At 75.5% G+C, this 1276-nt stretch carries 1 pseudogene; it reads right to left on the reverse strand.

The features are described from left to right. Positions 1–1276, reverse strand: a pseudogene (locus GA0115240_RS24355) (FAD-dependent oxidoreductase); the annotation flags it as partial.

The following is a 1276-nucleotide window of genomic DNA, read 5'->3' on the forward strand; positions in this document are numbered from 1 at the left end:
GCACGCCCCAGCGTGCCAGCAGGGCGTTGGCGGCGAGGAAGCCGGTGGTGGCGGCCCGCTCCATCAGGGCTACCGGCAGGCCGGTGCGCACCAGGTCGCCGGCCAGCATCACCGCGGGGGCGGGTGTGCGCACGGTGGGGCGGGCCCGGTAGCCGCCGACGGGGAACAGCGGGCAGTCGGCGCGCCATTCGTGCCGGGCGTCCACGATCCCGGCCGCCGCCGTCTCGGGGTGGACCCGGTGCAGCTCGCGGAGCAGGCGCTCCTGCACCGCGCCGCGGTCGGCGGCCGGATCGACGGCGTAGGCGTGCAGTTCCAGCACCGAACCGTTGTTGGCGGCGGCCCAGCGGGCCGCCTCACCTTCCCAGGCGTGCAGGACGCTGACGTTGTCCAGCGGGCCGAAGCCGCTGGTGCCCAGGAAGCCGGGGCGGCCGGGCGCCGTCGGACGGTCCAGCCAGAGCCGGGACACCAGGAAGGGCGGCGCGGTGCGCAGCGCGTCGATCCGGGCCCGCCAGGGCGCGTCGCCGAGCGCGGGGGAGGAGCCGACCAGTTCGCGCAGCCCCGAGGTGTCCAGGGCGAGGACCACCCCGTCGTAGGTGTCCGACCCGCCGGAGCGGCCGGAGCCGTCGCCGGCCCGCAGCGTCACCCGCTCGCCGTCCGCCGACGGTGCCACCGAGTCCACCGCCGCCCCGCAGCGGACCTGGACGCCGTGGCCCTCCAGATAGCTCCGCAGCGGATCCCACAGCGCGTGCGGAAACGGCTCGTTCGGCACATCGAAGAGCAGTCCCTCGCTCGAACCGAGGAAGTAGATGTGGAACATCAAGGCGAGCTCGGCGGCCGACAGCCGGCGCGGATCGACGAAGAAGCTGCGGGAGAACACCTCGAAGGCCAGGTGCCGGGCCGCGGCGGGGAAGCCGATGGCGTCCAGGAACTCCGCCGCGCTCAGCTCGTCGAGCCGGTCGTAGATCCCGGGCACCCGGACGTCCAGCAGCGGCAGCGCCGCCACCGGGTCCATGCCGGCCAGGTCGCGCCAGCCGAAGCTGGGGCTGCGGGCCACGAAGCCGAGCGCGCTCCACGGCGGGGTGCGCGGGACGCGGGCGAAGCTGTCGTGCAGGCCGTCGCTGTGCCGCAGCGGGTAGTCCGGCAGTGCGGTGAGCATGCCCAGCGCGGGTCGACCCGCCGGAGCAGCCCGCGCAGGTTGTAGTACTGGCGGAGAGGCGTGGAGCCGCGGCTCATGGTCGCCGCCGACCCGTCGGCGAGCACGGTCCGCCAGCCGCTC

The sequence above is a fragment of the Streptomyces sp. DvalAA-14 genome (assembly GCF_900091855.1).
GTDB lineage: Bacteria > Actinomycetota > Actinomycetes > Streptomycetales > Streptomycetaceae > Actinacidiphila.